General features: G+C 74.5%; 22 protein-coding genes. 10 read left to right on the top strand and 12 right to left on the bottom strand.

The features are described 5' to 3' along the window. Positions 1 to 11 precede the first annotated feature (11 nt). A complete protein-coding gene (locus AB0C76_RS27680; RefSeq protein WP_359970754.1) occupies positions 12 to 1,493 on the bottom strand; it encodes a hypothetical protein in 1,482 nt (493 codons plus the stop codon). Between the two features lie 509 nt (positions 1,494 to 2,002). Here AB0C76_RS27680 and AB0C76_RS27675 point away from each other — a divergent pair. Beyond that, positions 2,003 to 3,217 carry an aminoglycoside phosphotransferase family protein gene (locus AB0C76_RS27675; protein ID WP_359970752.1) on the top strand — a complete coding sequence of 405 codons (1,215 nt, stop codon included), beginning with the start codon at positions 2,003 to 2,005 and terminating at the stop codon, positions 3,215 to 3,217. 54 nt (positions 3,218 to 3,271) lie between these two features. Here the strand turns inward: AB0C76_RS27675 and AB0C76_RS27670 are convergent, their stop codons facing one another. From AB0C76_RS27670 to AB0C76_RS27660, 3 genes are all read right to left on the bottom strand, one after another. Then, positions 3,272 to 4,480, bottom strand: a complete 1,209-nt coding sequence (locus AB0C76_RS27670; protein WP_359970750.1) for an acyl-CoA dehydrogenase family protein — start codon at positions 4,478 to 4,480, stop codon at positions 3,272 to 3,274. A gap of 364 nt (positions 4,481 to 4,844) precedes the next feature. Continuing rightward, positions 4,845 to 5,339, bottom strand: coding sequence for a hypothetical protein (locus AB0C76_RS27665; protein WP_329926780.1), 495 nt, complete (start codon positions 5,337 to 5,339; stop codon positions 4,845 to 4,847). Positions 5,340 to 6,281: 942 nt separating this feature from the next. Continuing rightward, positions 6,282 to 6,494, bottom strand: a complete 213-nt coding sequence (locus AB0C76_RS27660; protein ID WP_359970811.1) for a DUF397 domain-containing protein — start codon at positions 6,492 to 6,494, stop codon at positions 6,282 to 6,284. Positions 6,495 to 6,815: 321 nt separating this feature from the next. Between AB0C76_RS27660 and AB0C76_RS27655 the strand changes: the two genes are divergently transcribed. Continuing rightward, positions 6,816 to 7,355 carry a PTS fructose transporter subunit IIA gene (locus AB0C76_RS27655; RefSeq protein ID WP_359970748.1) on the top strand — a complete coding sequence of 180 codons (540 nt, stop codon included), beginning with the start codon at positions 6,816 to 6,818 and terminating at the stop codon, positions 7,353 to 7,355. Positions 7,356 to 7,455: 100 nt separating this feature from the next. Here the strand turns inward: AB0C76_RS27655 and AB0C76_RS27650 are convergent, their stop codons facing one another. From AB0C76_RS27650 to AB0C76_RS27635, 4 genes are all read right to left on the bottom strand, one after another. Then, entirely contained in the window at positions 7,456 to 7,944 is a 489-nt protein-coding gene (locus AB0C76_RS27650; RefSeq protein ID WP_359970746.1) for an NUDIX domain-containing protein, read from the bottom strand. A 28-nt stretch (positions 7,945 to 7,972) separates the two neighbouring features. After that, positions 7,973 to 8,512 carry a sugar transferase gene (locus tag AB0C76_RS27645; protein ID WP_359970744.1) on the bottom strand — a complete coding sequence of 180 codons (540 nt, stop codon included), beginning with the start codon at positions 8,510 to 8,512 and terminating at the stop codon, positions 7,973 to 7,975. Between the two features lie 326 nt (positions 8,513 to 8,838). Further along, positions 8,839 to 9,111: a hypothetical protein gene (locus AB0C76_RS27640; RefSeq protein WP_359970742.1), complete on the bottom strand. Its 273-nt coding sequence runs from the start codon at positions 9,109 to 9,111 to the stop codon at positions 8,839 to 8,841. Between the two features lie 98 nt (positions 9,112 to 9,209). After that, entirely contained in the window at positions 9,210 to 9,674 is a 465-nt protein-coding gene (locus AB0C76_RS27635) for a pentapeptide repeat-containing protein (protein WP_359970740.1), read from the bottom strand. Here AB0C76_RS27635 and AB0C76_RS27630 point away from each other — a divergent pair. Continuing rightward, positions 9,667 to 10,695, top strand: a complete 1,029-nt coding sequence (locus tag AB0C76_RS27630; RefSeq protein WP_359970738.1) for a polysaccharide deacetylase family protein — start codon at positions 9,667 to 9,669, stop codon at positions 10,693 to 10,695. The two genes, AB0C76_RS27635 and AB0C76_RS27630, sit on opposite strands and share 8 nt — an antisense overlap. A 133-nt stretch (positions 10,696 to 10,828) precedes the next feature. Here AB0C76_RS27630 and AB0C76_RS27625 read toward each other — a convergent pair whose 3' ends face one another. After that, positions 10,829 to 11,605, bottom strand: coding sequence for an aspartate/glutamate racemase family protein (locus AB0C76_RS27625; protein WP_359970737.1), 777 nt, complete (start codon positions 11,603 to 11,605; stop codon positions 10,829 to 10,831). A gap of 57 nt (positions 11,606 to 11,662) precedes the next feature. Between AB0C76_RS27625 and AB0C76_RS27620 the strand changes: the two genes are divergently transcribed. Then, positions 11,663 to 12,814 (top strand): glycosyltransferase, encoded by a 1,152-nt coding sequence (locus AB0C76_RS27620; protein WP_359970735.1) that lies wholly within the window; start codon positions 11,663 to 11,665, stop codon positions 12,812 to 12,814. 224 nt (positions 12,815 to 13,038) lie between these two features. Beyond that, entirely contained in the window at positions 13,039 to 13,785 is a 747-nt protein-coding gene (locus AB0C76_RS27615) for a class I SAM-dependent methyltransferase (protein WP_359970733.1), read from the top strand. An 18-nt stretch (positions 13,786 to 13,803) separates the two neighbouring features. Here the strand turns inward: AB0C76_RS27615 and AB0C76_RS27610 are convergent, their stop codons facing one another. From AB0C76_RS27610 to AB0C76_RS27600, 3 genes are all read right to left on the bottom strand, one after another. Beyond that, positions 13,804 to 14,679: an alpha/beta hydrolase gene (locus AB0C76_RS27610; RefSeq protein WP_359970731.1), complete on the bottom strand. Its 876-nt coding sequence runs from the start codon at positions 14,677 to 14,679 to the stop codon at positions 13,804 to 13,806. Positions 14,680 to 14,765: 86 nt separating this feature from the next. Then, positions 14,766 to 15,503: a thiol:disulfide interchange protein DsbA/DsbL gene (locus AB0C76_RS27605; protein WP_359970729.1), complete on the bottom strand. Its 738-nt coding sequence runs from the start codon at positions 15,501 to 15,503 to the stop codon at positions 14,766 to 14,768. 172 nt (positions 15,504 to 15,675) lie between these two features. Next, a complete protein-coding gene (locus AB0C76_RS27600; RefSeq protein WP_359970727.1) occupies positions 15,676 to 17,061 on the bottom strand; it encodes a glycosyltransferase family 4 protein in 1,386 nt (461 codons plus the stop codon). Positions 17,062 to 17,396: 335 nt separating this feature from the next. Between AB0C76_RS27600 and AB0C76_RS27595 the strand changes: the two genes are divergently transcribed. The 5 genes from AB0C76_RS27595 (at position 17,397) to AB0C76_RS27575 (ending at position 24,377) form a co-directional block, all read left to right on the top strand. Next, positions 17,397 to 18,524 carry a glycosyltransferase family 4 protein gene (locus AB0C76_RS27595; protein ID WP_359970725.1) on the top strand — a complete coding sequence of 376 codons (1,128 nt, stop codon included), beginning with the start codon at positions 17,397 to 17,399 and terminating at the stop codon, positions 18,522 to 18,524. A gap of 261 nt (positions 18,525 to 18,785) precedes the next feature. Then, positions 18,786 to 19,235 (top strand): large conductance mechanosensitive channel protein MscL, encoded by a 450-nt coding sequence (mscL, locus tag AB0C76_RS27590; protein WP_359970724.1) that lies wholly within the window; start codon positions 18,786 to 18,788, stop codon positions 19,233 to 19,235. A gap of 437 nt (positions 19,236 to 19,672) precedes the next feature. Further along, entirely contained in the window at positions 19,673 to 20,467 is a 795-nt protein-coding gene (locus AB0C76_RS27585) for a DUF6643 family protein (protein WP_359970722.1), read from the top strand. Positions 20,468 to 20,751: 284 nt separating this feature from the next. Next, positions 20,752 to 21,645 (top strand): MOSC N-terminal beta barrel domain-containing protein, encoded by an 894-nt coding sequence (locus AB0C76_RS27580; RefSeq protein ID WP_359970720.1) that lies wholly within the window; start codon positions 20,752 to 20,754, stop codon positions 21,643 to 21,645. Between the two features lie 269 nt (positions 21,646 to 21,914). Beyond that, positions 21,915 to 24,377, top strand: a complete 2,463-nt coding sequence (locus AB0C76_RS27575; protein WP_359970718.1) for a right-handed parallel beta-helix repeat-containing protein — start codon at positions 21,915 to 21,917, stop codon at positions 24,375 to 24,377. Positions 24,378 to 24,573 lie beyond the last annotated feature (196 nt).

Below are 24,573 nucleotides of genomic sequence, written 5' to 3'. Positions count from 1 at the left end.
CGTCCGTCCCCTCAGGTCACCCGCGGCCGGTTCTTCGCGTCCGCCACCCGCAACTCCCGCCCCAGCTGGACCCTGAGCTCGTCGACCGCCGGGAGCCCGCGGTACTGCGCCGTCAGCCGGTACATCTCCCGCAGCCGGTCCCACGTGCGGTGCGAGGAGTTCTGCCCGATCAGGTTCATCACCATCTTGGCCTGGAGCTCCGCCGCGTCGGGCTCCCCCGTGATCCAGTGCACCGAGGCCAGCGTGATCCGGTCGAACAGCGCCGAGCGCAGCTGCCCGGTGCCCTCCCGCAGGGCGATCACGCGCTCCGCGTGCCGCCGGGCCTGCGGCGCCGCCGACAGGTCGTGCTCCGCGAGCGTGCGCAGCACCAGCGCCTGCATGCCGCGCAGTTCGGCCTCGTCGAACACCTGCATCCAGGACGGCGGCGGCTCCGGCGCGTCCTCGGCGAACAGGTCCTCGGCCTCGCCGAGCAGCCGGTAGGTGTCCTGCGTGTGCCCGATCGAGGCGTGCGCCCACGCCTCGACGGTGTTCAGCATCGCCCGCGTCCTCGGCAGCAGCCGGCCGCCGGCCGCCTTCGCCGCCGCCATCAGGTCGATCGCGTCGTCCGCCCGGCCCAGGTGCACCATCTGCCGGGCCGCGCGCGAGATCGCCTCGCCCGCCCGCGGCCGGTCGCCCGCCTCCTTGGCCGCCTCCGCGGCGATCATGAAGTACCGCTGGGCGGTGGGCTCCAGGCCCACGTCGTGCGACATCCAGCCGGCCAGCACCGCGAGGTTCGCCGCGACCAGCCACAGCCGCTGCTCCACGGCGGGCGGGTGCCGGTGCGTCAGCAGTCCGCCCACCTCGTTCAGCTGACCGACCACCGCCTTGCGCTGCAGCCCGCCGCCGCGCGCCGCGTCCCACGCCCGGAACACCTGCACCGAGCGCTCCAGCGCCTCCACCTCGTCGAGCCCGACCGGGCCCGCGTCGTACACGTCCACCACCGGGCGCGCGCCCGCCCCGGTGATCACCTGGCGCGGCCCGGGCACCGAGGCCGCGTACGCGACCGCGTCCCCGCCCAGCCAGCCCTTCAGGGAGTCGGCGATGACCGCCCCGGCCGTGAGCGCGGCGCCCGCGCCCACCAATCCACGTCGGTTCAGCATGAGGTCCATTCCCGTGAACTCGGTGAGGACCGCGGCCGTTCGATCCGGCGACCATGGCTCCGCTGCGGACTGCGCCGCCCCGCTCCTGGTGGGCCGGTGTCGTTCCAGACCGAGGTCCTCAGTGGTGACGACACGTCCGAGCCGCTCCGTGAACACGGTCGCCAGCACCCGCGGCACCGGATCGCGGGGGATCTCCCCCTGCTCGATCCAGCGCCGTACCCTCGAGGTGTCGGTGGACAGCTGCTGCTGACCCAGCGCGGCGCCCCTACGGTTGACCAGCCGCGCCAGTTCGCCCTTCGACCATCCGGTCAGGACGAACAGATCGGCGAGTCGGGTGTTGGGTCCCCTGCTCACGTGAAGCCCCCAGGTTCCTCGGCTGGTTCGAGGCTAGAGGCTCCGGCAAGTGCCAGGCGAGCATTCGCCACCGTTCGCCAGGGCCCGCCAGACTACTAAGCCAGTGCGGCGCGGGTGTGTTGTAGGGGTGCGCCACCTCGCCCCCGGGGCTGGAGGCGCTCCGGACCGGCGTCGGGGCATCCCCCGACCGTGGCGAGGGGCGCGCCCGGTCATCACCCGAGGGGGTGGCGCGGCCGGGTGGCGCGGGAGCGCCGGGCACGGCCACGGCGGCTCCGGCCGACCGCATTCCCCAGGGTGCGGACGGCCGGGACACCGCCGGACAAAGGGGTCCCCTCCCCCGTCCGTGCCCGGCGCCCGCGCACCACCCGGCCGTCGAACACCACCCGAACACCTCCCGCACCACCCCCCGAAGCAGGGCCCCCGGCACACCAGGAAGCACGGGGCACCGGCCCTCCCCCGCCCCCGCGGGGCGCACCCGCCGACGGACAGGAAGGGACCACCCTCACCCCATGTACTCCTCAGCGACGACCCCCACGCCGAGCCCGACCCGCACCGCGCTGCGCCCCCCCACCGCAGCCGCGGGCCGTCCCGGCCCCAAGCAGGTGCCCCCGCCGAGCCGCCCGGCGGCCCCGCGCGGCGCCGAGGGCCGGTCCGCGGACGCCCGGGTTCCGGCCGGCCGCAGCGCGCTGGGGCTTCGCGGCCCCGAGGCCGTCCCCCCGGTCGGCGGCCGGGTCCCCCTCGCCCGCCAGGTCGACGGCCGTCTGCTGCGCGGCCCGCACCGGCCCGGTACCCCCGTCGGCCCCGAGCGGATCGACCCCTCGGCGCTCCAGACCCCGGCGGTACGGGCCGCGCTGGCGAGCGTCGCGCGGATATGTCCCGCGTTCACCCCGCGCCAGGTGCTGCGCGAGGGCAGCCGCCACATCCTGGTGGCGGGCACCATCGGGCGGGCCCCGGTGGTCGCCAAGTGCCTCGCGCCGCAGGCCGTGCGGAGTGAGTACTTCGAGCAGCTGGTGGCCGACTTCCACCACGAGGTCGCGGTCTACCGGGCGTTCGTGCGCCACCGTCCTCCGGTGCGCCTGCCCCGGCTGGTCGCCGCCGACCACGACCGGTGCGTGCTCGTCCTGGAGCGCGTTCCCGGGCGGCCGGCCGCCCGGGAACGCCACCCCGTCAACGCGCCCACCCCGGGCGAGGTGCGGGCCCTGCTCACCGCGGTCCGGACGCTCAACCTGTGGCGCCCGCCGGGCGACGTGTTCCAGCCCCGGCTGGACTACCAGATGGAGATCGCCCGCTACCACTCGGTCGGCCAGCTGACCGATCGGGACGCCGGCGACCTGCGCGGCCTGCTGCACGGCCTCGGCCACACCCCGCTCCAGCTCTGCCACGGCGACGCCCTGCTCAGCAACATGCTGCTCGCGCCGTCCGGCCCGGTGCTGGTCGACTGGGAGCAGGCCGGCTGGTACCTGCCCGGCTACGACCTCGCGGTCCTGTGGAGCGTCCTGTCCGGCGACACCGCGGCGCGCCGCCAGATCAGCCAACTCGCCCAGAGCGGCGGCACGATGGCCAGGGACGCGTTCCTGATCAACCTGGTGCTCGTGCTGATGCGCGAGATCCGGCTCTACGACGTCCCGGGCGCGGGCGAGGAGCAGCGGATCATGATCCGCCGCCTCTACGACGACGCCGCGCTGGCCCGCCGGGCCGTCCGGGCCGCCGTGGGCACCCGCTGACCGACCGGTTCCGGCCGGGTTGCGGCCCCCGCGACCAGGCCGGACGGCAGCACCCTACGGCCGGGCGCCGCGCTCCAGGGCGGCCCGGCCGGCGGACTCCAGGACGGCTTCCTCGGGTGGCAGGTGCACCCGGCTGCTGAGCACGTCCCGCAGGTAACGCTCCAGCGGGTGACGCCGGCTCAGCCCCGGGTTGCCGGTCAGCGCGACGGCCTGCTGGACGGCGGCCGTCGCCGCCCGGGTCGCCAGCAGGTGGGCCGGCCCGGTCCGCACGACGGCCTCCCGCTCGCCCCGGTCCACCCGCGCGGCCAGCCCCTCGACCAGTTCCTCGGCGCCGATCAGCTGGGCCTCGATCTCGCCGAGCGCGCAGCGGTAGCGCGGCAGGGCGCCGAGCGGCTCGGTCAGATTGGCCGGAGTCCGCTGGTTCAGGAACCGGACGAGCCAGGCCTGCGCCGCCCTCGCCACCCCGACCGCGACCGCGGAGAGGGCCAGATCGTGCCAGGCGCGGGCGAGTTCGGCCTCCGCGGCACGGTCCCCCGCCGTCCGCTCCGACGCGTCCTTCCCGCCCTCGGGGCGACGCGCGACCGTGAGCCCGAGCGCGAGCTCGGCGGGCACCCGGACCGCGTCCAGCACCACGTCGTGGCTGGCACTGGCCCGCAGGCCCAGCTGGTCCCAGGTGGGATCGATCTCCACGCCCTCGCTCTCGCCGCGGACCAGGAACGTGCCGACCCGCGGCTCCGGTTCGTCCGTCCGCGCCGTCACCGCCATCCAGGCCAGCGCCTCGGCCCCGGTGCAGTACGTCTTGCGCCCGGTCAGCCGCCAGCCGTCCCCGTCCCGCCGGGCCACCGTCCCCGGCAGCACCCCCGGCCGGCCGCCGGGCTCCGCGCGCAGCGTGTTGACCAGGGCGGGCCCTCGCCGGGACTCCGTCAGCAGCCTCCGGTAGCCCGCCGCCGGCCACGGCGCCCGGCGGGCCTGCTCGGCGTGCTGGAGCAGCGTGAACGCGGTCACCACGGCCACCGAGGCGTCTCCGCGGCCGAGTTGGGCCAGCACCCGGACGGTGTCGGCGAGCGTGCCGCCCGGACCGCCGTACCGCTGCGCCACGGTGAGGGTGAGCAGCCCGGCCTCGTGCACCGCCTCGATGCCCTGGTAGGGGAAGGTCGCGTCCCGATCGTGCTCCTCGGCGCGGGCGGCGAGCAGGTCGACCACCCGGGGCAACCCTGCGAGGGCGGCGGCGACGGGCGACGGGTCGGCGGCGGTCGTGGTCATGGTGCGGGTGCCTCCGGGCGGCAGCAGGGGCTAGGCAACTGCGGGCGGCCCGCCGGCCGGGCTCGCGCCGTCGGTCGGCGGCACGGAGGTCGGGACCCGCTTCGGCACGGGGTCCGCCCCGGATCGGCACCGGCCGCTCGGCCGGACGCGTTCCGCCGTTCAGTGACCCGGACACGCCGCGCTGGCGGTGCGCCGCAGGTCCAGATAGCTGCGGCGGGTCAGCAGCGGGAGACGGCACGACATGTCCGCGACTGTACGAACCGGTGATCGAAACCGTCAAGCAGCGGCCCGGGGGCCGGACGACGGACGGCCGCCGGACGAGCACCGGGTGGACGGCGGACGAACGAGGCGCGGACGGCGGTTTTCAGCCCTGCTGGAACATGTCCGCGGGGAGCGGCTTCAGGAGCTGATACAGGTCGTCCGAAATCGGTCGGTCCCAGGACGCGATGGTGACCTGGACGCCGTCGCTGCGGCCGAACTGGGCGCAGAACACGCGCTCCTCGCTGACCTTGACCTTTTTCACGATCAGCAGGTCGTCCCCGAGCATGACCGGGAAGTCCTCGGCCGAGACGAAGTCGACCGGCTCGTCGTTCTCCAGGGCCGCGAGCAGCTGGCGCACCTCGAAGGGGACGTCGTCACCGGTCTCCCGGGCCGGCGAGCCCTCGGGGAGGTTGCCGATGAACATCGCCGGGCCTCTGCCGCCGAACAGGTCGTAGCGCAGGAAAATCCCCTGGCAGGAGCCGTCCGGGCCGGTCATCATGGCCGCACCGAAGTCGCCGGGCCAGTCGCCCGGGTCCATCGCGAGCACGTCGAAGTCCGGGCCGGCGGGCTGTCCGGAGCGACGGCGGAGAAAAGACATGGGAACATCGTACGTGTCCGGCACACCACGCTCGCGGGGTGGGTGGGGCACCGGCGGGAGATCCACGCTCAGAGACCAATGTTGACTCTGAGCAACCGTCCGGGCTACGTTCGGTTCAGCACGACAGCCGTTCTGGGTTTCACCCTCCGGGGGGACGGCATGTCGCATACGCGGCCCTACACGCGTATCCCTCACTGTGCATGTCGTCGTGCCGATCCGCCGAGCACCCAGCTTCGCCGTCGCACACAGCACAGCCACAAGCCAACAGTTCCGTGCAGTTCACGCAACAAGAGACCAGATCCGCGGGGCCCCGGCCCGTCGCTCCCGTGGATCTGCTCGGGACGCCGCCGCGTGGGGGCGTGCGGGTCCCGAGCACAAGGTGCCACGGTCCGAGTCGCTCTCGGATCCGGCACCGTCCTCCCGGCGACTGCCGGCCCCTCGTGGGCCGGGACCGGCCGACGCACCCCGGTGCGCAGGGGACTACTGGGAGGATGGCCCGGCAACGCTGCCGGGTCGCACAGCAGGCGCCGTGTCTGGCCGCGTGGGGGCGGTGGGCACGGCGTCTGCCTGTGCTCATACTCTGAGCTGCGTTTGTCTAACAGTCAACAGAAATTCTGACGAGGCACGCTCAATAGATCATCCGTTGTGATGATCGTTACCTGAAATGGGCCCCGAGCCGGCCGCGAACCGGACCTGCGGCGACCCTCCAACGGCCCGTCAGTGGCCTTTCCGTGCCGGGCCGGCGGCGGAACCCCGGGAGGCTCCGGGCCGCCCCGGGCCGCCCCGGGAGGCTCCAGGCCGCCCCGGGAGGCTTCGGGAGGCTCCGCGGAAGGGCTCTCAGGACGGCCTCCGCGGAGAAGCTCCTGGAACGCCCGTGGGGCGACCCCCGTCCCGGGGCCGCCCCACGACCGCACGCCCGCCCTCCCGGGCCCGGGCGACGGCTCAGGTGAGGTCGAACTCGCCGTCCCGCGCGCCGAGCACGAAGGCCCGCCACTCGCCCGGCGTGAACACCAGCACCGGCCCGTCCTCCTGACGGCCGTCCCGCATCCCGATGTAGCCGTCCACGAACGCGATCTGGACGTCCCCGACCCCCTGGCTGCTGCACAGCCACGTCGCGCCTGTGAAGTCCACCCTGGGCTTCCCGCTGGGCGCCAGCTCGGGCCCCGCCCCGGCTCCTCGCGCGCCGGCCGTCTCCACGTCAGTCCCGCTGTTCGATGCCACTGCTCGGTCTCCTCCCGACGGCTTTCCCGGCCAGCCTAGCCACACCCGCCCGGCCCGGTCAGCGGGTTGACGAGGTCTCCACCCGGCCGGGCACCGGCGGCGCCCGGCGGGCGGCGGGCGTGTCCGCCCGGCGGGGCCGCGGGCAGCTGCCAGAGTGAGGAGGACCCCGACCCGACGTCCGGTCCGCGGCCCGGCGCACCGCCCGGCACACCGCCCGGACCGGTCCCGACCCGAGACCCCCGCAGGGAGCAGCCGATGAGCCGCCGGGACGGCGCCCGCGCCGATGTCATCCCCATCTCCGACGCCCCCTCGGCCCACCCCCCGGCGCCCCGCACCCCGCCCTCCGGCGCCCCGCTGCCCCGGCCGACGTCCGGCCGGCCGCCCGCGCACGGCCGGGTCGGCATCGTCCTGGTGTCCCACAGCCAGGATCTGGCCACCGCCGTCCGCACCCTGGCGCTCGCGCTGACCGGATCCGACTCCCCCGCCCCGGTCGCCGCCACCGGGGGCGACCCGGCCGGCGGACCCGGCATCAGCGCCGTCCTGGTGGCCGCCGCCACCCGCCGGGTCGACCAGGGTCACGGCGTCGTCGTGCTGGCCGACCTGGGCAGCGCGGTCACGACCGTACGGGCCCTGCTCACCGAGGCCGACGAGCACGGCTTGCCGTTCCCGGTCCGCTTCGCCGACGCCCCCTTCGTCGAGGGCACGGTGGCCGCCGTCGCCACCGCGACCGCGGGCGGCGACCTCGCCGCGGTCCTGGACGCGGCCGAGGAGGCCTACCGCCAGCACAAGGGCTGAGGTATTGGCGCAAACCGATCGGCGGACGAACCGGCCGGCCGCTCTTCGGGGCGTCGTCGGTCGTTCACCGCCCGGGTGACCGGTCCGCCGACCGGCTCCGTCAGGGGCGCTCCTTGCCCTCCCACGAGAACACCGCCGGCCCCTCGCACTCCAGCGCGTGCCGCAGCCGCTCGTGTTCGAGGTCGATCATCGGCGGCAGCGCGTCCAGCGCGAACCAGCCGACCTCCAGTGACTCGTCGTCGTTCACCCGCGCCTCGCCGCCGATCGCCCGGCAGCGGAAGGTCAGCACCAGGTACTGCGTCACGTCGCCGTTCGGGTACGTCACCGGTTCCGTGACGGAGACCGAGGCGAGCAGCTCTGGCACCGCCACCACGCCCGTCTCCTCCAGGACCTCGCGCACCACGCCGTCGGCCGGCTGCTCCCCGGGGTCGAGGATGCCACCCACCACCGCCCACCGCCCGTCGTCGGACCGCCTGGCGAGCAGCACCCGGTCGCGATCGTCCAGCACGACGCCCGCGACGGCGCTCAGCCAGAGCGGGCGGTTGCCCACCACGGAACGGAGCTCGGCGAGAAACTGAGGAATGGCCATGAACCGCAGCCTACCCAGGCCAACCGGTTCATCGGGCGGGCCGTACGGGGTCGCCCGCCGCACCGTCCTCCGGGCACAGCAGTGCCTTCACCGTCAGACCGAGGATCCGCAGATCGAGCCCGAGCGAGCGGTGCTCGACGTACCAGAGGTCCAGCTCCGTCCACTGCGGGCGGCTCAGCCGGACGGACGGCCCGCGGGCCTGGAGCTGCGCCCAGCCGGTGAGACCGGGCCGCACGGCCAGCCGGGCGCGCTCGCGGCGGTCGTAGTGGACCACCTGCGCCGGGTGCGCGGGCCGGGGCCCGATCACCCCCATCTCGCCGCGGGCGACGTTCCAGAGCCGGGGCAGTTCGTCCAGGCCCGTGCGGCGCAGCAACTCCCCGATCCGTCCACGCCGCTCGGTCCGGAAGCGCAGGACGTGGAACACGCGGCCGTGCCGGCCCGCCCTGGGCAGGCGCAGGAGCACCGGCCCGTCGGCCGTCCAGCGCAGCAGCACGGCGATCGCCAGCGCCAGCGGCACCGCGACGATCCCGGCCAGGGCCGCGACCGCGAGGTCGCCGCCGCGCTTCATGATCCCGGCGCATGTCTGTCGGGTTCCGACCCACCGGTCCCGGCGCTGCCGCCCATCGCAACCCCTCCAAGAGAACGCATTCACGGTAAGGGGAGGTTTGAAGGCGTCGCCCGGGAATGGTGGAAGAAGTGGGGAACGCTTTACCGAACCAGCCGAAATCCGGCCGCTTCGGCTGCTTTTGCCGAGTTCGCGGAGTTCGCCGAGTTCGCCGTGCGTACGGACTTCCGCGAGTTCGGTGCGTGTCGCGGTGTTCGGCTCCGGTGTTCACTCACCGTGTTCGGGTGCGGGCGTCCAGACCGCTATCGGGCCGCTATCGGGACCGGTTTTCAGAGTGCGGCGTCACGGCGGTCGCGCAGCAGGCCGAACGCGATCCGCCCGAGCAGCAGGACCCCGGCCGCCAGGCAGCCGGCCACGGCCATCGCCCACGCGGGCCCGCCGCTGTCCGGCACGATCACCGCGACGACGATCCCCAGCGCCAAGCAGGCGAGACCCACCACGGCCAGCGGGATCTGGTGCGTCACCAGGGCGCCGCCGCTCCAGGCGCGCGCCATCCGGGTCGCGCCGTGCAGGTGGAAGGGATCACGGTCCGCATCTGCCATGAGCCCAAGGTACCCCGGCCGGGCGCCGTAAGCAGCCCGCGGGCGGTGATGCCCCCGGCACTCAGCGCAACCCTTCACACCTGCCGTGAGCATGCAATTCACCTCCACATTCGGTCCACGAAAAATCCTCGTCCACCCAGCACAACCATCCGCCGGGGGCGGGGGTCTCCCACTACATTGAGCGATCCAGGAGCCGTTCGCGGTGCGGGTGTTCGTCCCCCCGCCGAGGACCGGAATACCCAGGGGGCGGAGCCGCCGCCCACTGGAGTCGGAGGCCGGGCTCCGTCCTCCGACGGTACCGCCACGCCGCTCGGCGACCGAGGGGGAACCGTGCCGCATTCCCAGCCCACCACGTCGATGTCCGCCATGCCGATGTCCGTCGTGCCGATGTCCGCCATGCCGATGTCCGTATCACCCTTGTCCGTTTCATCCGTGTCGTCGGTCTCGTCGAGGTCCGCTTCGCCGCTGTCCGTCCCGTCCAGGTCCGTGCCATCGAGGACCGTGTCGTCCAGGTCCGTGTCGTCCAGGTCGGTGTCGTCCAGGTCGGTGTCGTCGATGTCCACCGCGGCCTTCACCACCGCCCCCGGCGTGCGCGCGCTGGCGCCGTTCGCCGGCTGCCTGGGCGAGCCGCACGGGGGGTGGGCGGCGGGCGCGACCGCCGGGCCCCGGCGCCGCAACGAGCCCGTCGACTGGCTGCGGTTCGCCCCCGTCCAGCCGGTCTTCCGGGCCCGCGCCGCGCAGCGGCTCGCCGTCCTCGCCTACCACGGCGTCACCGACCCCGGCTCGTTCGGCGCCCAGCTCGACCGGCTGCGAAGACTCGCCACCCCCGTCTCCCTCGCCGCCGTCCTCCAGGCCGTCACCGAACAGCGGCCGTTGCCGCCGCGCAGTGTGCTGGTGACCTTCGACGACGCCGACCGCAGCGTCCTCACCCACGCGCTGCCGGCCCTCGACGCCCGCGGCATCCCGGCCGCCGCGTTCGTCATCTCCGAGCTCATCGGTACCGAACGGCCGTTCTGGTGGCACGAGGCCGACTTCCTCGCCCGGCACGGCGGCCGGGCCCGCTCGCTCGATTCCGGCCAACCCTCGCAACTGCTCCCCCGGCTCAAGGCCATGCCCGACCCCGACCGCCGGCGCAGCCTGCACGAGCTGCGGGTCAGCGCCGACCGCCGCCCGCCCAGCCAGGACCAGCTCACCCCCGCCGACCTGCGGGACCTGCGCGACGGCGGCATCGCGATCGGCAACCACACCCAGGGCCACCCGTGCTTCGGGCGCTGCGACGACGACACCGTCCGCGCCGAGATCGCGGGCGCCCACGAGGCCCTCACGCAGTGGCTCGGCGAGCCCCCCATCGCCTTCGCCTACCCCGACGGCGGCCACGACCCCCGCGCCGAGACCGTCCTGCAGGAGCTCGGCTACCGCCTGGGCTTCCTCTCCGACCACCGCCTCGGGCCGCGGATCCCCTCCCACCCGCTCCAGATCAGCAGGCTCCAGGTCGACTCCACGACCAGCACCCGCCGGTTCGACACGATCCTGTCCGGACTGGAGCCGGCCTACCGCCGCTGGCGCCGCCGGCCCGTCGGGTAGGGGGAGCGGGCCCCCTACCCCCTCGCGTACGGGGCCGGGAGAACCGATGGGCGCCGCGTGGGAAGTCGACCGGGTCGACTTCCCGTGCGGCGCCCATCGTCGCCTCGGGCCCGGGCAGGGCCCGCGTGCGGAGCTACACCGCAAAGGTCGGGGCCACCAGGGCGTGCGACTCGGCGTAGAGGGCGGCAGCCGGCGGGAGGACGGTGGGGACGCCCGCGTGGAGGACCGTCGTCGTGCCCGTCCCGGTGCGGCTCGGGTCGGCGACGCGGCGCAGCGCCTGGGCGGCGACCGCGTCGGCGGAGCCGTGGAAGGTGAAGTCCGGGGCCGCCGTGGCGGCGACGGCCGCACGGATGCGGTCCTCGACCAGCTCGTAGTGGGTGCAGCCGAGGACGATCGCGGACGTACCGGCGGGCGTCCGGGCGGCGGCGTCCGCGATCGCCGCGGTGATCGCGTCGTCGTCGCCGTGCTCGACCGCGTCCGCCAGCCCCGGGCAGGCGACCTCCGTCACGTCCGCCGCACCCCCGAAGTCGCGGATCAGGCCGCGCTGGTAGGCGCTGCCCGTGGTGGCCGGGGTCGCCCAGATGGCGACCGGCCCGCCGAGCGCCGCCGCGGGCTTGATGGCCGGGACGGTGCCGATGACGGGCAGCTCCGGTTCCAGCTCGGCCCGCAGGGTGGCGAGCGCGTGGACGGAGGCCGTGTTGCAGGCGATCACGAGCGCGTCCGGCGCGAGCTCGGCCGCGGCCCGGGCGCAGCCGAGCGCGAGGCGGGTGATCTCTTCGGGCGTGTGCGGGCCCCACGGCATCGACGCGGGGTTCGAGGACAGCACGAGGTCGACGTCCGGGCGCAACCTGCGCAGCGCGGCGGCGGCGGCCAGCAGGCCGATTCCGGAGTCCATCAGTGCGATCTTCACGGGACAGGACTTTAGTCGATCCACCCCTGCGGGCCCGTTCTGCGGCAGACTGCCGGAGTGACCGTCCTGCTGTGGATCGCCGCGTCCTCCCTGCTGGTCTGGCTCTGGCTGGCGTGCTGCCACGGGTCCTTCTGGCGCACCGACGTGCGGCTCCCGCCGCGCCGGCCACCGGCGCGCTGGCCGCAGGCGGCCGTCGTGGTGCCGGCCCGCGACGAGGCGCGGGTGCTGCCGGTCAGCCTGCCGACGCTGCTGGCGCAGAAGTACCCGGGGCGCGCGCGGGTGATCCTGGTGGACGACCACAGCTCCGACGGCACCGGCGCCCTGGCCGCGGAACTTCGGACGATGGACGGTCTGGAGCTGACCGTCACCACCCCTCCCCCGCTGCCGCCCGGCTGGACGGGCAAGCTGTGGGCGCTGCGGCACGGCGTCGAACTGGCCGGCCCGGACGCGGAGTACCTGCTGCTTACGGACGCGGACATCGCGCACGGCCCGGACTCGCTCGCCGAGCTGGTGGCCGCAGCCGAGAGCAACGGGCTGGACCTCGTGTCCCAGATGGCCCGGCTGCGGGTCCAGACCGGCTGGGAGCGGCTCATCGTGCCCGCGTTCGTGTACTTCTTCGCACAGCTGTACCCGTTCCGCCGGAGCAACCGCCCCGGCGGACGGACGGCGGCCGCGGCGGGAGGCTGCTCGCTGGTGCGGCGGGAGGCGCTGGAACGAGCGGGCGGCGTGGCCGCGATCCGGGGCGCGGTGATCGACGACGTGTCGCTGGCCCGCGCGGTGAAGGCGACGGGTGGGCGGACGTGGCTCGGCCTCGCCGGGGAGGTGGACAGCGTCCGGCCGTACCCGCGACTGGAGCAGCTGTGGCGGATGGTCTCGCGCAGCGCGTACGCCCAGCTGCGGCACTCGCCGCTGCTCCTGCTCGGGACGGTGCTCGGACTGGCGCTGGTGTACCTGGTCCCGCCGGTGGCGACGGTGACCGGGCTGCTCGCGGGGGCTCCGGCGGTCGCCGTGGCGGGCGGGGCGGCGTGGGCGCTGATGGCCGGCACGTACCTGCCGATGGTCCGGTACTACGGGCAGCCGGCTCCGGCCGTGCTGCTGCTCCCGTTCACGGCGGCGATGTACCTGCTGATGACGGTCGACTCGGCCGTCCAGCACTGGCGCGGGCGGGGAGCGGCCTGGAAGGGCCGGACGTACTCGCAGCAGGCCTGACGCCCGGGCCTCCGGGTTGGCGGGTATCCGGGTTGGCGGGTATCCGGGTTGCCGGGTTGCCGGGTGTCCGACTCCGGGACCGGCCCGGGCTGATGTGGTTCGGCGCGGTCTCCAGGGCGCGTGATTCCGGCCGTGATCCCAGCCGTGATCCCGGGTGGCATCCAGAGCGGGATTCCGGACGTGATTCCGCGCGAGACCGGCTGTCGCGGATCCATACTGCTCGAATGGACCGTCAACGGCTCTCGCGTCTCGCCCATGCCCGTCACCCCGTCGCCGCGCCGCTCGCGGACGAGTCGGTGTCCCGACTGCTGGAGCGCGCCACCGGGCACACCGAGGCCGGCCGGATGCTGGACCTCGGTTGCGGGGAGGGGGCCTGGCTGATCCGGGCGCTGGCCGCACGCCCGCGATGGCGGGCGGTCGGGGTCGACCTCGACGCGGACGCGCTGCCCCGGGCCCGGGAGACGGCGGCCGCACTGGGCGTGGTGCGCCGGATCGGCCTCCACCACGTCGACGTACGGGAGTTCGGATCGGCGGAGCCGTTCGACCTGGTCCTGAACGTCGGTGCGACGCACGCTTTCGGCGGGCTGCTGCCGACCCTGGCCGCCGTCCGCGATCAACTGGCCCCGGGCGGGCGGGTGTTGGTCGGTGAGGCGTTCTGGGAGCGCGAGCCGTCCCAGGCCGCACTGGAAGGGCTGGGCGCGGACCGGGACGACTACGCCGACCTGGGGACCACCACCGACCGCCTGACCGCCGACGGCTGGACACCGGTGGACGGGCACGTCAGCAGCCGACAGGAGTGGGACGCCTACGAGTTCTCGTGGACGGGCACACTCGCCGAGTGGGCGCTCGACCACCCGGACGACCCCGGTGCGGCCCCCGCCCGCGAGGCCGCCGACCAGCACCGGGCCGCATGGCTGCACGGCCACCGGGGCACGCTCGGGTTCGTCACCTACCTGCTGCGTCGCGACTGAACCTTTCTGCCGCGCAAGTCACTTCTGGGTTCGCGCGAGGAAGTCGTCGATCAGCGGGGCGATTTCGGGCAGCTTCTCCTCCAGCGCGAAGTGCCCGGTGTCGAGGACGTGTAGCTCGGCGCCGGGGAGGTCGCGCAGGTAGGCGCGGGCGCCGGCCTCGGTGAAGAACGGGTCGTTGCGGCCCCAGACGATCAGCGTGGGCGGCTGGTTGGCACGCAGCCACTCCTGCCAGGCCGGGTAGAGCTCGACGTTGGAGTGGTAGTCCAGGGCGAGTTCGACCTGGATGTCCTTGCGGCCGGGTCGGTCGAGGAAATGCTGGTCGAGCGTCCAGCCGTCGGGGGCGACGAGGGTCGGGTCGCCGGTACCTCCCTCGTACTGGCCGCGGGTGATCTCCAGGGTGAGGATCGCGCGGGCCCGTTCGCCGGCACCCTCGACGCCGTGCCAGTTGGCGATGAACTCCCGCGCCTGGTCGGAGAGTCCCTCCTCGTAGGCGTTGCCGTTCTGGACCACCAGACCGGTGATCCACTCGGGCCGACGGGTGGCCAGGCGCAGGCCGACCGGGGCGCCGAAGTCGAAGACGTACAGGGCGAAGCGGTCGAGGCCGAGCGCGAGGCAGAACCGTTCGACGACGTCGGCGAGGGAGTCGAAGCGGTAGCGGAAGGCGTCCGGCGCGGGGCTGTCGCTGTGACCGAAGCCGGGGTAGTCGGGGGCTATCAGGCGGTAGCGGGTGCCGAGCGCGTCGAACAGACGGGCGTACTGGTGCGACGCCGACGGGAAGCCGTGCAGCAGGAGGAGAACGGGGGCGTCGGCCGGGCCGGTTTCGCGGTAGAAGACGCGCAGGCCGTCGAGATCGACGTGGCGGTGGTGGACGTGCGGGATCGTCAGCTCGCTCATGCTAACCATTAAATAGCATTGAGATGGTTAGTGGGCAAGGGTGGCGTCCACTGATTCCACGTCACCGACCCGACCGGGCCCGGGAATCAGTGCTTGCGCTGCTGCTCCTGCTGGACCAGGTAGTCCAGCACCTCGGGCATCGCGTCGACACCGCCGGCCTTGCTGGGCGAGGTGCGGTACTCGCCCTGGACGACCACCGTCGGCAGCTCGTTGACGCCGTAGCGGACGAACTGCGCGGCCGCGTCGTCGACCGACCGCGCCACCTCGGCGGACCGGTAGGCCTCGCGGAACCGCTGCGGGTCGACACCGTGGCGCGCGGCCCAGTCGGTGGCGGCGACCTCGGTGGTGAGGTCGGCCTTGTCGTTGTGCACCGAGCGGAACGCGCTCACCTGCAGTCGCTCGACCAGGCCGAGGCGCTCCAGCGTGTAGTACAGGCGCGCGTGGCCGCGCTGCACCGCCTCGTCCGGGCCGCCCTGCCAGATCGCGGGGACCCGCCGCAGGGCGACGTCCGAGTGGTGCTTGTCCGACCAGGCCTGGAGCGGCTGTTCGAGCTGCTGCGAGTGGCCGCAGTCGTACCAGAAGAACTCGACCGCCTCGGTGCGGGCCGACTCGCGCACCGGCTGCGGGTGGTCGAGCTTCACGTACTGGACGCCCTCGGCGGGCTGGCGGTGGACGGCCGCGCCGGCCTGGACGGGCGACGCGGCGATCCCGGCGGCGACCGCGAGCAGGACCGTGGACCTCAGCAGCGCCTTCGACTTCGCGGGCTTCGCGGGCATGACGGGCTTCGCCGGCGCCTCGGGCTTCTCGGACTTTGCAGGATTCACACCGGGCAGTCTGGCCGTGACGGTTCGTTACCGGCGAGTCGTCACAGGGCAGGTGGGACCGGATTCGCCCGATCGGCGTAGCGGGGAGTACGGGTGGTGACGTGCGGCGGTGGACCGGCGACGGGTGACCGCGGACAATCGACAGATGACAGATGATGAAATCTGTCATCTGTCATCTGTTCGCCGTCACCCGTCTCGCCTGCTCCCGGCTCTCCGCCCACACCTCGGCGACCAGCCGCTGCCAGGCGTCCACGACCGCGCCGAGCTCGAAGTGCGCCAGCGCGTGCTCCCGGGCCGCCGCGCCGAGGCCCGCGCGATTGCAGGCCAGCACCTTGGCCAGCGCCTCCGCGAGGGCGAGCGGATCCCCCGGGGCGACCAGCGCTCCGGTCGCCCCGTCCCGGACCACCTCCCGCACCCAGCCGACGTCCGTCGCCACCGCCGGCACCCCGGCCAGCGCCGCCTCGATGAGCGCGCCGGGCACGCCCTCGTTGTCGCTGGTCAGCAGCACCGCGTCGGCGGCCCGGTAGAGCGGGACGGGGTCGGGCAGCGCACCGAGGAAGTGGGCCCGGGCCGCGGCCGGGTGCCGGGCCAGGACCTCCCGCAGCGGGCCGTCCCCGGCGACGGCGAGGCGGACGTCCGGCAGCCGGTCGAGTACGTCGAGCGCGAGGTCCAGCCGCTTCTCGGGCGCGATCGCGCCGATCCACGCCACCAGCAGCACGTCCACGGGCAGCCCGAGCGCGTGCCGGGCGGCCCGCCGCTCGTCCTTCCCCTCCGCGGGCGGATAGCTCTCGGCCGCACGGGAGTTGGGGATCACCCGTACCTTGCCATCGGGCAGCCGGAAGTGCTCTTCCAGGACGGTCCTGGCCTCGTCGGTGAGCGTGGTGACGGCCGCCGCCCGGTGCAGGAGGGTGCTGCCACGGACCCGGCGCAGCGCTGTCCCCGTCCAGTAGCGGGGGTGGCCGACGGACACGTAGACGAACGGCGTTCGGGTCCCGGCCAGGGCGAGGGCGCAGGCGGCGAGGGTATCGGAGCCGTGGGCGAGGACGACGTCGGCGGCGCGGGCGGCGGAGCGCAGGGCCAGCAGCGTGGAGGGACGCAGCCGGCCGGGGCCAAGGACGGTCGCGGTGCGCGCGCCGGGGGCGTCAGGCGCGAAGGGCGAGTGCTGCGAGTACTGCGAGGGGAGCGAGTGCTGCGAGGGGAGCGACGCGGGCGAGGGCGTGGACGGTGTGCGCGGATGGTGCGGCGCCAGGGGCTCGTGGGCCGCCGGCGACGTCTGCGGCCGGGCGCCTGGCGACATCACCCGCGCCCCGGGGCCGTGGTCCGGCCCGCCGTCCGGCTGCTCGATGCGCTGCCCCGACCGCGGGCCCGAGGAGGAGCGGGAGCCAGGGTTCGGTGCGAGGGCCATCAGGGCGGAGGCCTGGCCCCGCCGGCGCATCTCGTGGTGGAGGTCCCGGGCGAAGTTCTGGGCGCCGCTGCGGCGCGAATCGCTGATCAGGTGCAGGACGCGGGGACGGGTTTCGGCCGGTTCGGCCGACGTATCGCACGTGTCGTCGGGCATGGCAACGACCTTGGCACAGCGTCACGCGCGCGACAGCCCCTTCGCACCACCCGGTGGTGGTCCGTGCGCCCGCGCTGATACCCCCGGCGTGCGCTGGCAGCCCGCCGTCGTGCGCCGGATGCGACCGCCGTGCGCCCCGGTTCGCCCCACCATTCCGGCCCGCTCCGGCCCGCTCCGGCCCGCTCCGCCCGGGTCGGCTCCGCACGGCGCCGTGTGGCGTTCCCCTCGCGCGTAATCCCTGGCGGGCCGCGCGGGCCACCTGCGATGCTGATCGGCAGTCAGGGAGCATCCGGCACGGGAGAACGGACGCACCCGGTGAAGGGCGGGGGTGGCCTGTGCACGTGCTTCAGGTGATCGACGACGTCAGCCGGCTCGGCGCGGCCGGGCGGGCCCTGCTCGCGATGACGCCCCAACTGGTGCGTGCGGGCATCGCTTTGGATGTCGCGTACCTCCACGACGCGCCCGGCGGCTGTCAGGCCGAGCTCACCGAGGCGGGCGCCGCCGTCTTCGCCGTCGGCCGCCCGGGCCGGGCCGCCACCGCGGCCGCGCTGCACCGGCTGATCCGCGAGCGCCGCCCCGACCTCGTCCACACCACTCGCCACACCGGGGCCCGGCGATCCGACCTGCTCGCCCGCGCCGCCGCGCTGACCGCACGGACGCCGGTGGTCACCAGCCTGGCCGATCCGCCGTCCGGCGCGGCGGGGCTCGGCCCGTCCCAGGCGCTGGACGCCGCGACCGCCCGGGGCACCCGCCGCTTCCACGCCCTCACCCGGCACGTCGCGGCGGCGACGGCGCAGCGTCTCCGTGTGCCCCGCCAGCGGATCGACGTCGTCCCGCACGGACGCGACCCGGAGCTGCTCGGCACCACGACCCCCGAGCGCCGGGCCGCCGTGCGCGGGGCGTTGGCCCTGCCCGGGGACGTGCCCGTCGTCCTCGTCGCCGCCGGCCAGCACCACCGCAAGGGCCTGGACGTGCTGCTCGACGCCTGGCCGGTGATCCGGCGCGCGGAGCCGGCGGCCGTCCTGTTGCTCGCGGGCGCCGAGGGCCCGGAGACGGCGCGGCTGCGCGCACTCGCCGATGCCGCCGGGGACGTCCGATTCCTCGGGCCGCGCGAGGACGTCGCCGACCTGATGGCCGCCGCCGACGCGGTCGCGGTGCCCGCGCGGCGGGACGGCCAGGGCGGTGCGGCGATCGAGGCGATGGGCATCGGCACGCCGCTGGTCTGCTCGGACCTGCCCGGGCTGCGCGAGACCGTCGGCTCCGGGGACTACGCCCGGCTCGTCCCCCCGGAGCGGCCCGCCGACCTCGCGGCGGCCATCGCCGACACGCTCGCGGACCGGTCGGCGGCCCGCGCGCGGGCGACGGCGGCCCGCGCGCGCTTCCTCACCTCGTTCACGCTGCACCAAGTGTCCGCCCAGATGGTCGAGTTCTACGAACGCTCGCTGCGCGTGCGACCGGTGTGAGGGACGGCGGCGCCCGGATCACGAGGTCACGCCCCCGGACCACCCGGCCGTGAACGGCGCCGGACGGCACCGGCCCCGTCGGATCGACCCGTACGCGGAGCGCCCGCGCGCCGACTGCGTACGGCCCGCTCCCGTTCGCGACCCGTTACGCGAATCGGGTGAACGCGGTTGGACCTCAGCCCCGACCGGTCGGCAGGATGTCCGGCCGGGGCGCCTCCGGGTACCCCATCTCCCCTCCCCCGTACGGATTTGGAGTACCCGGTGTTCAAGGGATTCCGCAGCTTCCTGCTGCGCGGAAACGTGGTGGACCTCGCGGTCGGCATCGTGATCGGCGCGGCCTTCACCGCCGTCGTCACCGGGTTCGTCACCGCCTTCCTCACTCCGCTCATCGGGGTCGCGACCGGCGCCGTCGGCGACTTCACCCAGAAGACCTTCGACGTCGCGGGCACCCGCTTCCCGTACGGCGTCTTCGTCAACGCGCTGATCGGCTTCGTCCTGATCGCCGCCGTCATCTACTTCGTCGTGGTGGTGCCGGTCGGCAAGCTGCAGGCCCGGTTCGAGGGGGGCGAGCCGGCGCCGGCCGCAAAGGTCGACTGCCCGGAGTGCCTGAGCGCGATCCCGGCCGCGGCGCGGCGCTGCTCGTTCTGCACCTCCGAGGTCGCCGGCCACCCCGGCCTCCCGGCCCAGGCCCAGGCGCTGCAGTCGCACTGACGGGGCACACCGGCGAGGCGCGCCGGCCGGGTGCGCCGGGTCGGACCCACTGCCCGGCCCGGCCTCGCACAAGTAGGGCCGCACGGGCGAGAAGTCGGCCCCCGCACGCGCTGACGGGGACTTTATCCCCGAAACATTCACGAGCCCCCGCCCACCCTCGGCGGGGGCTCGAACGCGCCCGCGCACGCCCCGTCCGTAAAAGTTTCTCCGCCAGGTCCCCGGCCCGTCATCGGCCAGTCACCACAAGGCCGCGCAGGTCGTGCGTCCGGGCGCTGTTCGATCGCTGACGGGGTGTCGAGGTTGTCCGGATCTGAACGCCGGTATGTCCGTTCTTCCTACTTTCGAAACCTTTGTGCGAGCGAAGACTGTGTAAACACTCGAACTGCTCCCCCTCCCGCTCTCCTCAGCAGGCGCATTGTGGGCTTACCGTATGCCCCATGACCTCGCCCCGCTCCTACGACGGAGTCGGCTACCCCTCTCCGTCCTTCTCCTCCGGCACGCCGATTTACGACAGCCTTGTCGCCGAACGCGGTGTCCCGCAGATCGCCCCCATCAATGTGCCGGCCGCCCTGCCGCCGGCCCTGTCGTCCGGGTACGGATCAAGCCTCGGCCCGTCCTACGACAACCGGTACGGCGCCGGCTACGAGAGCGCCGCCTCCAACCTCCCCGCCCTCCCGCCGGCCCGCCTCGCCCTCGGTCCCGGCCCGAGCAGCGCCCCCTCCGCCGGCCCCGCCACGGCGTACATCCCGGCGCAGTCCGCGCCGGCGTACGCCTCCGCGCCCCAGCCGCCCGTCCCCGGCTACGGCGGTCAGCAGGCGTACCAGCGTCCGCAGCCGCCGGCGCCCGGCTTCGCCCAGACCGCGAGCGGCGGTTACCAGCCGTCCGGCGGCCAGAGCTTCGGCGGCCAGAACACCTTCGTCGGCGGCCAGGGCGCCCAGCAGACGTTCGGCGCGCAGCCGATCGGCGGCCCGGGCGCGTTCGGTCCCGGCCAGCCGGGCCAGCAGCACGGCGGCCCGCAGAGCTTCGGCGGCCAGCAGTCGTTCAACGGCGCGGGCCAGACCGGCCCCGGCTTCCCCGGCCAGGGCGACCAGTCCTTCGGCGGCGGCCAGCTGCGCCCGGCCATGGCCCCGGTCGCGCCGGTGCGCCCGATGCAGCCGCAGCGTCCGGGCCCGTACGGCGAACCCGGTCAGTTCCAGCAGAACGGCTACCAACCGCAGGGCCAGGGCTACTGAGCCACTGACCTCCCAGGGCCGATTCCCCACGCGGCCCGCACCCGCACCACCTGAGTACCACCCGGCGCCCCCTGAACGCCGGGCGAACGGAGAAACGGGTCATCCACGGACCGCCCGGAACGCCCCCCACGGCGTCCGGGCGGTCCGTGCGCGTTCAAGGGGGCGCAGGCAAGGGGCGCGAAGGGGCGCACGCTCTGACGGGTATGCGGACCGACTGGCACGCCCACAGGTGCGCGCGCACGGGGGCGTCCGACCGGCGCGATCACGGCTGGCAGGATGGAGGGATGCAGCTCTCCGGACTCCACGTCTACCCCGTCAAGTCCATGTACCGCGTGAGCCCCGACAGCGCCCCCGTCGAACCCTGGGGCCTCGCCGGAGACCGCCGCTGGATGCTCGCCGACCCCACCGGGCGCTTCGTCAGCCAGCGCGATGACCCCGCCCTCGGCCAGATCCGCACCGGCCTCGGCCCGGACGGAACGCTGACCCTCACCGCACCCGGCGGCGACCGGATCGAGATCGCCGCCCCCACCGTCGCGGCCGGCGACCCGCTCGCCGAGGTCGAGGTCTGGGGCACTCGCTTCCGCGCCGCCGAGGCGCCCAAGGAGGCGCACGAGTGGATCGCCGAGCACCTCGGCGAGTACCGCCTGGTGCACCTGGACGACCCGCACGCCCGGCCCGTCGACCCGGAGTACGGCGAGCCCGGCGACACCGTCTCGATGGCAGACGGGTTCCCGCTGCTGCTCACCACCACCGCCTCGCTCGTCCGCCTCAACGAACTCGTCGCCGCCGCGCATCCCGACGGCCACGAGACGCTGCCGATGGAACGTTTCCGCCCCAACGTCGTGGTCGACGGCAGCGAACCGTGGGCCGAGGACGGCTGGCGCCGGATCCGGATCGGCGAGCTGACCTTCCGGGTCGTCAAGCCCTGCGGCCGCTGCGTCGTCACCACCACCGACCAGGAGAGCGGCGAACGGCGCGGCCCCGAACCGCTGCGCACCCTCGCCAAGCACCACCGGCTGCGCAAGCAGGCCGCGTTCGGCATGAACCTCATCCCCGAGCGGCCGGCTTCCACCGGTCTCCCGGGACAGGACGGCGACGTCCTCGGCACGCTGCGGCTCGGCGACCAGATCGAGGTCCTGGAGGACGGCCGGCAGTGGCCGGTCGACTCACGCGACTGAACTGAGCACCGACGCACGCGCTCCCGCGCGCACCACACGACCCACCGCCCCCACCGCACAACTCCCGCTCCGGAACCAGGAGTGTGTGCGCTCGTTGAACCCGGTGGGCGGAACATGTGGTGAAGACGGGATCCGCCGGTGCCCGCACGATCGCGGGCACCGGCCGGAGCACCCCCGCGGGCGCGCTACGGTGGGCGCACGGCCCGCGCACCCCCGCGCGCACGGCCCGATGATCGCCGGCTCGACGAAGGTGGGGACGACAGACCGTCATGGCTGAGCACAGGGTCCGGGTCACCCAGGACAGCGCATCCCGCTGGCGGCGCCGCGCCGGCGAGTACGACACGCTCGCGGAGGCCCTCGCCGCCGCCGAACCGGGCGACACCGTGACCGTCCGCCCCGGCACCTTCCGCGAGAACGTGCTGCTCGACAAGCCCGTGACGATCGTTCCGGCGCAGGGCCCCGGCACCGTCCGCATCGACCCGCCCTCCGGCGTGCCGCTGACCGTCACCGCCGCGGCCACCGTCCGCGACCTCGTCGTCGAGGGCGGCGACACCTCCGTCCCCGCCGTCCTCGTCACCGGCCCCCAGGCCACCCCCTCCTTCAGCGGCTGCCGCGTGGAGAGCCGTTCCGCCAGCGGGTTCGAGATCACCGGCGGCGCCCGCCCCACCCTGCGCGGCTGCGTCGTCGCCAACCCCGGCGGCCTCGGCCTGCGGCTGCGCGGCGAAGACACCGCCGCCGCGTTCGAGGACTGCGAGGTCGCCACCGCCGCGCAGGCCGGACTCGCCGTCCTGGGCGGCGCCACCGCCGCCCTCGAACGCTGCCGCGTCCACCACACCACCGGCGCCGGCGTCCTGCTCTCCGACCCCGGCAGCGCCGCCGAACTGACCGGCTGCGAGATCTACGAGATCCGCGGCAGCGGCGTCCAGGCCGAGGCCCAGGCCGGCGGCCGGCTCGTCGACTGCGAGATCCACCGCGTCACCGGCAACGGCCTGACCCTCGACGGCGAGGCCGAACTCACCCTCACCGGCTGCCGCGTCCACGACCTGCCCGAGAACGGTGCCGACCTGCGCGGCCGCGCCCGGCTCACCCTCTCCCACAGCACCGTCCGCGACTTCGGGCGCGGCGCGCTCTCCGTCTGGGACCAGGGCACCGAGGCCGTCGCCGAGTCCAGCCAGATCCACGGCTCCACCGGCGAGTACCCGGCGCTGTGGGTCAGCGACGGCGCCCGGCTCACCCTCACCGACTGCGCCCTGCACGACCTGCCGGACGCGCTGTTCGTCCTCGACCGGGACTCCGCCGCCACCGCCGACCGCTGCTCGTTCAGCCGGATCCGCAGCTCGGCGGTCTCCGTCAGCGGCGGCGCCGAGGTGACACTGACCGCCTGCCGGGTCCAGGAGGCCGGCACCGGACTGTGGTTCCGCGACCACGGCAGCGGCGGTATCCTCACCGACTGCGAGATCTCCGACGTCGCCACCGGCGTCATCGTCACCAAGGGCGCCGACCCGGTGCTGCGCGACTGCACCGTCCGCGCCAGCACCGACGCCGGGGTGTACGTCTCGGCCCAGGGACGCGGCACCTTCGAGGACTGCCGGGTCTCGCACGGCAAGGGCTTCGGCTTCCACATCATCGACGGCTGCCGGAGCCGACTCCTGCGCTGCCGGGCCGAACAGAACGAGCGGGCCGGCTTCGAGTTCTCCGAACCGGGGCCGGTCGCCGAGGGCTGCACCTCCGACGACGTCGGGCCGGCAGCGGGCGCGGCGCCGGGCGCCGCCTTCGGGACGGCCTCCGGGTCCGCCTTCGGAGCGGCCGCCGGAGCAACGGACGTACCCGCACCGCGCTCCGCCCAACTGGCCACCGCCGTAGCGGCGTTGGCCCCGCCCGCCGCCATGCCCGAGATCGCGCCGATCCCCGACTGCCGGCCCGCCGACGAGGCCCTCGCCGAACTCGACGCGCTCGTCGGCCTCGCCACCGTCAAAGAGGAGGTGCGCACCCTCATCGACCTGATCTCGGTCGGCCGGCGCCGCCGCCAGGCCGGGCTCAAGGCCCCCTCGCTGCGCCGGCACCTCGTCTTCACCGGCGCCCCAGGCACCGGCAAGACCACCGTCGCCCGCCTCTACGGCGAGATCCTCGCCTCCCTCGGCGTGCTCCAGCGCGGGCACCTCGTCGAGGTCGCCCGCGTCGACCTCGTCGGCGAACACATCGGCTCCACCGCGATCCGCACCGCCGCCGCCTTCGACCGCGCGCGCGGCGGCGTCCTCTTCATCGACGAGGCCTACGCGCTCGCCCCCGAGGACGGCGCCCGCGACTTCGGCCGGGAGGCGATCGACACCCTGGTCAAGCTCATGGAGGACCACCGGGACGAGGTCGTCGTCATCGTCGCCGGCTACACCGCCGAGATGGAACGCTTCCTCTCCGCCAACCCCGGCGTCTCGTCCCGCTTCTCACGCACCATCAGCTTCCCCGACTACTCGGCGGACGAGCTCCTCGACATCGCCCGCGCCCAGTGCGCCGAGCACGAGTACGCCCTCACCGAGGCCACCGAGGACGCGCTGCTGCGCCACTTCGCCACGATCGAGCGCGGCCCCAACTTCGGCAACGGGCGCACGGCCCGGCAGGTCTTCGAGACGATGGTCGAACGGCACGCGATGCGCGTCGCCCAGCTGGCCGACCCGTCGACCGAGGAGCTCCAGATCCTCGTCCCGGCCGATCTTCCGGCCGCCCGCACAATCTGACATACCATCACGACTCCTGTCCCGTGCACGCCGCCATACTGCTGGACGGCACGACAGCCGGCGACGAGGGAAACACGATGACGCACGCGGCAGGCGAACGTCCACCTCGATCCTGTTGGTACTGGCCGGAGTTGCCACCCGATCGTCCGGGAACAAGCCGGTCCTCGGCGCTCAGGGCGGGAACGGCCAGCCGGCC

Origin of the sequence: Kitasatospora sp. NPDC048722 (assembly GCF_040650235.1) — a bacterium.
GTDB lineage: Bacteria > Actinomycetota > Actinomycetes > Streptomycetales > Streptomycetaceae > Kitasatospora.
This window is presented reverse-complemented; position numbering and strand designations above follow the sequence as displayed.

What these genes read in the sequence shown, in the direction of transcription:
- AB0C76_RS27675 (WP_359970752.1), top strand. Translation starts at nt 2,003, where the DNA reads ATGTACTCCTCAGCGACGACCCCCACGCCGAGCCCGACCCGCACCGCG.
- AB0C76_RS27670 (WP_359970750.1), bottom strand. Translation starts at nt 4,480, where the DNA reads ATGACCACGACCGCCGCCGACCCGTCGCCCGTCGCCGCCGCCCTCGCA.
- AB0C76_RS27665 (WP_329926780.1), bottom strand. Translation starts at nt 5,339, where the DNA reads ATGTCTTTTCTCCGCCGTCGCTCCGGACAGCCCGCCGGCCCGGACTTC.
- AB0C76_RS27655 (WP_359970748.1), top strand. Translation starts at nt 6,816, where the DNA reads ATGAGCCGCCGGGACGGCGCCCGCGCCGATGTCATCCCCATCTCCGAC.
- AB0C76_RS27650 (WP_359970746.1), bottom strand. Translation starts at nt 7,944, where the DNA reads ATGGCCATTCCTCAGTTTCTCGCCGAGCTCCGTTCCGTGGTGGGCAAC.
- AB0C76_RS27645 (WP_359970744.1), bottom strand. Translation starts at nt 8,512, where the DNA reads ATGAAGCGCGGCGGCGACCTCGCGGTCGCGGCCCTGGCCGGGATCGTC.
- AB0C76_RS27640 (WP_359970742.1), bottom strand. Translation starts at nt 9,111, where the DNA reads ATGGCAGATGCGGACCGTGATCCCTTCCACCTGCACGGCGCGACCCGG.
- AB0C76_RS27630 (WP_359970738.1), top strand. Translation starts at nt 9,667, where the DNA reads ATGTCCACCGCGGCCTTCACCACCGCCCCCGGCGTGCGCGCGCTGGCG.
- AB0C76_RS27615 (WP_359970733.1), top strand. Translation starts at nt 13,039, where the DNA reads ATGGACCGTCAACGGCTCTCGCGTCTCGCCCATGCCCGTCACCCCGTC.
- AB0C76_RS27610 (WP_359970731.1), bottom strand. Translation starts at nt 14,679, where the DNA reads ATGAGCGAGCTGACGATCCCGCACGTCCACCACCGCCACGTCGATCTC.
- AB0C76_RS27600 (WP_359970727.1), bottom strand. Translation starts at nt 17,061, where the DNA reads ATGCCCGACGACACGTGCGATACGTCGGCCGAACCGGCCGAAACCCGT.
- AB0C76_RS27585 (WP_359970722.1), top strand. Translation starts at nt 19,673, where the DNA reads ATGACCTCGCCCCGCTCCTACGACGGAGTCGGCTACCCCTCTCCGTCC.
- AB0C76_RS27580 (WP_359970720.1), top strand. Translation starts at nt 20,752, where the DNA reads ATGCAGCTCTCCGGACTCCACGTCTACCCCGTCAAGTCCATGTACCGC.
- AB0C76_RS27575 (WP_359970718.1), top strand. Translation starts at nt 21,915, where the DNA reads ATGGCTGAGCACAGGGTCCGGGTCACCCAGGACAGCGCATCCCGCTGG.